The following is a 5,608-nucleotide window of genomic DNA, read 5'->3' as shown; positions in this document are numbered from 1 at the left end:
TTTAAAATCCATTATGGAGTCCTCCTTGGTTACAAATTAGGGGTCATTTCGTCGACGATTTGACACCCCGCATCATACCAAGAGGGCTCTTTTTGTTCAAGTCCCCGAAAATCCTTCTAACAGGAATGCTCCTTTTTATCGCATTGACATCTATCTTTGTTTTGTTCTTCATAATCACTTGGTTTGAACCCATTCAATTCGTGCAACATCTGGAAGTGTTAGAACCGTCCCCATTTAACCTCCCACTTTTGTCAGGATCACATTGGCTGCTTCTTCTGCCCCACCCGCTTTCATAAAGGTTTCCGATAGTCTCCGAGCATGTGTCTGATATGAATTATTCGTAAGTACTTCAGCTACTGCAGTTGCTATATCACTAGGATTCTTTCCTTTGAGTTTTATTCCTGCACCTAACTCAGCAACGCGTTTTGCTACGAGTCCCTGTTCACTATGCTGCGGAAATAAGACCATAGGAACACCAAAATAAAGGCTTTCACTTGCACTATTCATGCCACAATGCGTAATAAATACATTTGCTTTTTGTAATACCGAAATCTGATTCACTTCATTTTTCACAGTGATATGATCTGGTATCTTCCCAAAACACGAGATGTCCGTTTTTTCCCCAACAGACATCACTACATCATATTTACTCTCCGCAAAGGCATTGATACAAGCTTGGTAGAAATCCCTATTCTGATTCAGGACAGTTCCTAGAGAAATATAGATCACTTTTCTATCATTATTATTTTTCTGGATTGGCTCATGCTGCCTTATTGAAGGACCAACAAACGCATATCGTTCAGAAAAAGTTTCTGCCATCGGCTGGAATTCCTTCGAGGTATAGACGATGGTATCTGTATCATTGTCATTTTGAATTAAAGAAACAAAATTCTCAACGCGAAAACCATAATCATTTAAGAGTTTTATTTTTTTATTGATTCTTTTCATCCCAACAATCAATCTCCAGATTTCCTTGAAACTCCGATTCATTAATTTTGCTGTATGTTGATTAAAAGCAAACGATGTCGTAGAACAAATATAGGGGATCTCCATTTTCTGAGCGAATAATTTTCCCCAGACACTTAAAGAATCAGAGACAATTACATCTGGTTGAAGTTCACTTAATTCACGACAAACCTTTTCATCTAATAAAATCGTTGTATCTGCTAGCATTTCAATCAAAGCTGCAAAGTCTTTTCCAACCTTCCGATCCAATTCATCTTGGGCAACTTTCGGTAGAAATTCATCACAAGCAATGAAGGTTGCACCTGATCCTTCTATTTTGTCTTTGAATTCCAAAAAGGAATAATACCAAACTTGATGCCCTCTCTTTATTAATTCAGCGACTACCGGAATAGTAGGATTGGTATGACCATGTGCTGGTAGTGAAAAAAAGACAATTTTACTCATTCATCATCACCCTTTGGTACTGCATTTCGGATCATATCAGCAAATTCTAGGAATCCGTCACTTTTTAAGATTGCAATCCCCTTTGTCGCGTCTTCTCCTAAAACAACTAGCTTGTCCCCTGCATGAATCTGATACATTTCTCGCGCCTGTTTCGGAATGACAATCTGACCACGTTCTCCTACCTTCACAACCCCAAAGAAATGTTTCCCTTTTGGACCAAGCTCATGCACCTGTTCTTCATTCATATCTCTCGATAATTGATCCACAGTGATTTGAAAAAGATCAGCCAAGATTTGGCATTTATAAATATCTGGTAGAGCCTCTTCATTTTCCCATTTGGCTACAGTCTGACGAGATACCTCAACCCTTTCAGCCAATTGTTCCTGACTAAGCTTATGCTTCTTACGTAAAACGCGAATATTCATACCAATCATATTTTTCATCTCCTCATACATTCAATAATAACGAGGATTAAAGCGAAAATCTATCAACAAACCGTAACAATTCATGTTAAAAATTGTGGCATTGTAAGCTAAGGCGACTGGGGCAAGTTCTTCTTGCGCTGTCCAAAACTAACTTGGGACGGTTCTTATACTGCCTTCTTTGCATTTGGCAGTATAAGAACCGTCCCCATTTATCCACTACCTTTGAGTCACCCTAGAATGCACCCCATTCACTACATGCTCCAACTCTTCCCCATTCATCAACTTAACAATATTTGCAATCGACAAATCACCGATACGCTTGATAGATTCGAAGGTGGCTCCACCAATATGCGGAGTTGCAACGACTTCCCTCATCCCAGGTAAATGATTAATCGGTGGCTCGACTTCAAATACGTCCAAAGCTGCCCCCTTAATCCATTTCTCCTCTAAGGCACCCATTAAATCCATTTCATTAATCAACTGACCACGCGAAACATTAACAATATAAGCCGTAGGTTTCATCAAGCTCAACGTCTCCTGATTCACCAAATATCTATTCTCAGCCGTTAACGACGTGGCAATCACAAGATAATCGGACGACTTAAATATTTCCTCTTTATCCACAAATGTAACATTCAGCTTCTCTGCTTCAGCTAAATCACGATGATTTGTATACACCAAGGTTTCCATATCAAACCCTGTGGCGCGCTTTGCCACTGCCTTTGCAATCGCTCCAAAGCCAATTATCCCAAGAGTCTTTTTATAGACCTCCGTTCCCATTGACAACTCCCAATGACCACTTTTGATTTCTTTATCTTTTTGAGGGATATTTCTAGCAGCAGCTAACATCAAGCCGAACGCATGATCAGCAGCAGATTGCGCATTAACACCTGGGGCGTTTGTGACAGGAATTCCCTTTGAAGCCGCGTACTCCACATCAATATTGTCATACCCTGCCCCATGCTTAAGAATATACTTAAGCTTTGGAGCCGCATCAATGACCTCCTGATCAATTTTCACAACGGCTACGAGGATCACATCAACATCCTTCACTTCTTTTATCAATTCATCCTTTGCAATCCCTTGATCCGTATAGAGAATTCGGACATCACCAAGTTTCTTAGCATCCTCAATCAACCCTGGATTAGCCTGATAAAACTCATCTCTTAACATTAATAGTATCTTCATAGGAAGCCTCCAAGCTCTCAATTCTATTCATCCTAGAATATTGTTGTATTTCGTCATTTGTTAATTTGCATTGACATATGGCATCGTTCTCCGTTCCCGATTCACAAACTGAAAGGCACTTCCGAAAAACGCCGCTAACACCTGTTGAAACAACATCCCCATCACAACCGGCAAAACCACCTCTGCTGGGAAATACGTGACGGCAATAACAGAGCCCGCCGAAATATTTCGCATTCCACTCGAATACATTACCGTTAACTGCGATTCAATCGGCATATGTAAAATCCTTGCAACAACCCAACTGATAACAAATCCAGATACCGAAATAATGAAAACGACCAATATAATCGAAATCACCTGCCAGCCAATATCCTTCATGTACGTCGAAATTACGCCACCATTAATCATTACAATGATAAAAATGCTCACCTTCGAAAACGGTGCAAGCTTTGAACTATATCTTTCCTTAACCTTCCCTTTTGACAAATAGTTAACAAACATCGCAAGGATACATGGCAGCACAATCATCAGTACCAGATTCACCATTAAATCAAACGTATTGATTTGCAGTTCCTCTCCCATAAATAGCTTCAAACTACCTGTAATGATAAAAGGAGCCAACATCGTATCAATCAAAATAATCGCTAACCCTAAGGTCAGGTTCCCTCCATGAATCACAATCCAAATGAAGCTAGTCACTCCAATTGGAATCACCGTTGCAAGCACTAACCCAGTAATCGTTAAAGAATCACTTCCGAAAAACAAACTCCCAATGCTCCACGCCCAAATCGGCATCACACCATGAAGAATAATCAACGAAATCACTAGTGGTAAGGGATGCTGCAATGCCTCAACTAACTTTTTCACACTCATCCCTAAGCTACCAGAGAACGTCATGAGCGCAAATAACCATGGGATGATAAAGGTTACATTTTCCAAGACATTCCCTATCAAAATTCCAATCACAAGACTTATCACTGTAAAATAAGGCAAAAACCGTTTCAAATATTGATCAAATTTTTCTAACATGTTCCTATCCAATCTCTTTGTATTTTCACAAACAAAGGTCATTTTATCAGTAAAAAATTATCCTTTAACTTTCAAGTTCTTCAACACATTCGCTAAACGGTCCATCGCTTCATTAATATCTTCATATTCCGTCGAATAAGCCATTCGCACATACCCTTCTCCACATTGACCAAATGCAGAACCTGGTACACAGGCAATTTGAGCCTCTCTCAACAGCAGTGTCGCTAATTCCTTTGAAGTCATCCCTGTACCTTTAAAAGAAGGAAATACATAAAACGCCCCTTGTGGAACCACACAACTCACATTCTCTAACTCACTTAATCTACTAACTAACAATTGACGTCGTCGATCAAATTCCTTGACCATCTCTCGCACCGGCTCCTGCGTCCCTGCATAGGCTGCCACTGCACCATACTGCGCAAACGATGTCGCACTTGTCGTATTATATTGATGTACCTTCATAATCGGCTGAATTAACGCCGTTGGCCCCGCTACATACCCTAAGCGCCAGCCATCCATCGCATATGCCTTTGAAAATCCGTTAATTGTCACGGTTCGCTCAAACATCCCGGGTAATGTCGCAATGCTCACATGCTTCGCTTCTCCATAAATCAATTTTTCATAGATTTCATCTGACAAGACAAGCAAATTGTGCTGAATCGCAATCTCTGCTAACTCTTTCAAATTCTCCTCTGGTAAAACCGCACCGGTCGGATTATGAGGAGAATTAAGGATCAGCATTTTCGTACGGCTTGTTATTCTCATTCTAACATCCTCAGGATTCAGGTTGAAACCTTCCTCCTCACGCAGTGGAATCGATACCCCGACACCCCCAGCAAGTTCAACAATATATTGATACTCAAGCCAAGCAGGATCAGGAATCAGCACCTCATCACCAGGATTAATATAAGCAAGAATTGTATTCACAATCGCTTCCTTACAGCCAACAGAGACAACAATTTCCTTATTAGGATCAACCATGATGTTGTTATCCCTTTTCAACTTATCTGCAATCGCCTCACGTAATTCTTGGATTCCATTATTAGACGTATAATGAACATGCCCCTTTTGTAATGCCTCATTTGCCGCTTCTTTAATATGTATTGGGGTATCGAAATCAGGTCTTCCAATCTCCATATGAGTGATTTTCATTCCCCGTTTTTCCATTGCATTTGCTTCTTCAAAGATCTCCCTTATACTAGAAAAAGGAATACTCGCTAAACGATTCGAAATTTCAATTGACAATGTACTCTCCCCCAATAAATATATTTAATTGTACGATCACTAATTCATGTCACCTTTTATAACTTAACGTGTTAAACTATATAATAATAGTTATAATTTGTAAATACAGAATATTTAATTTTTTGTGAAATATTAGGGTGTTGGAGTTAAGGAACCTTAGTGGCAGTTATCACAGTACGAGAATTAAATATAAAACAAGAGGTAGTGTCAAAAGTTCTATGAAAACTATGTAAAGTATAAGTTCATTTCCATTTTGGGGGGACGTGAGGCCCCGCAATCGCTCTTGACAAACAGTCGAAAAAGGTTGCGAT

The 5,608-nt window shown here is 39.8% G+C and carries 5 protein-coding genes; all 5 read right to left on the bottom strand.

The window, feature by feature from the left end:
- Positions 1–234: 234 nt before the first annotated feature.
- On the bottom strand, positions 235–1,410 hold the full coding sequence (locus F7888_RS22150; RefSeq protein ID WP_191783551.1) for a macrolide family glycosyltransferase: 1,176 nt from the start codon (positions 1,408–1,410) through the stop codon (positions 235–237).
- On the bottom strand, positions 1,407–1,844 hold the full coding sequence (locus tag F7888_RS22145) for a helix-turn-helix transcriptional regulator (protein WP_191783549.1): 438 nt from the start codon (positions 1,842–1,844) through the stop codon (positions 1,407–1,409). Before F7888_RS22145 ends, F7888_RS22150 begins: the two co-directional genes overlap by 4 nt.
- Positions 1,845–2,051: 207 nt before the next feature.
- The gene (locus F7888_RS22140; protein WP_191783547.1) at positions 2,052–3,023 is read right to left on the bottom strand and encodes a phosphoglycerate dehydrogenase; all 972 of its coding nucleotides are present in this window, start codon (positions 3,021–3,023) and stop codon (positions 2,052–2,054) included.
- 60 nt (positions 3,024–3,083) lie between these two features.
- Positions 3,084–4,052, bottom strand: coding sequence for a bile acid:sodium symporter family protein (locus tag F7888_RS22135; protein ID WP_191783545.1), 969 nt, complete (start codon positions 4,050–4,052; stop codon positions 3,084–3,086).
- Positions 4,053–4,109: 57 nt separating this feature from the next.
- Complete coding sequence (locus tag F7888_RS22130; protein WP_225228965.1) at positions 4,110–5,297, bottom strand: pyridoxal phosphate-dependent aminotransferase; 1,188 nt, start codon at positions 5,295–5,297, stop codon at positions 4,110–4,112.
- Between the last annotated feature and the right edge of the window lie 311 nt (positions 5,298–5,608).

Source organism: Litchfieldia stipae (assembly GCF_014837155.1).
Taxonomy (GTDB): domain Bacteria; phylum Bacillota; class Bacilli; order Bacillales; family Bacillaceae_L; genus Litchfieldia.
Note: the sequence above shows the minus strand (reverse complement) of the source record. Positions and strands in the feature narration are given on the sequence as shown.

Excerpts from the sequence above, each read along its gene's own strand:
- F7888_RS22150 (WP_191783551.1), bottom strand. The coding sequence starts at position 1,410 with ATGAGTAAAATTGTCTTTTTTTCACTACCAGCACATGGTCATACCAAT.
- F7888_RS22145 (WP_191783549.1), bottom strand. The coding sequence starts at position 1,844 with ATGATTGGTATGAATATTCGCGTTTTACGTAAGAAGCATAAGCTTAGT.
- F7888_RS22140 (WP_191783547.1), bottom strand. The coding sequence starts at position 3,023 with ATGAAGATACTATTAATGTTAAGAGATGAGTTTTATCAGGCTAATCCA.
- F7888_RS22135 (WP_191783545.1), bottom strand. The coding sequence starts at position 4,052 with ATGTTAGAAAAATTTGATCAATATTTGAAACGGTTTTTGCCTTATTTT.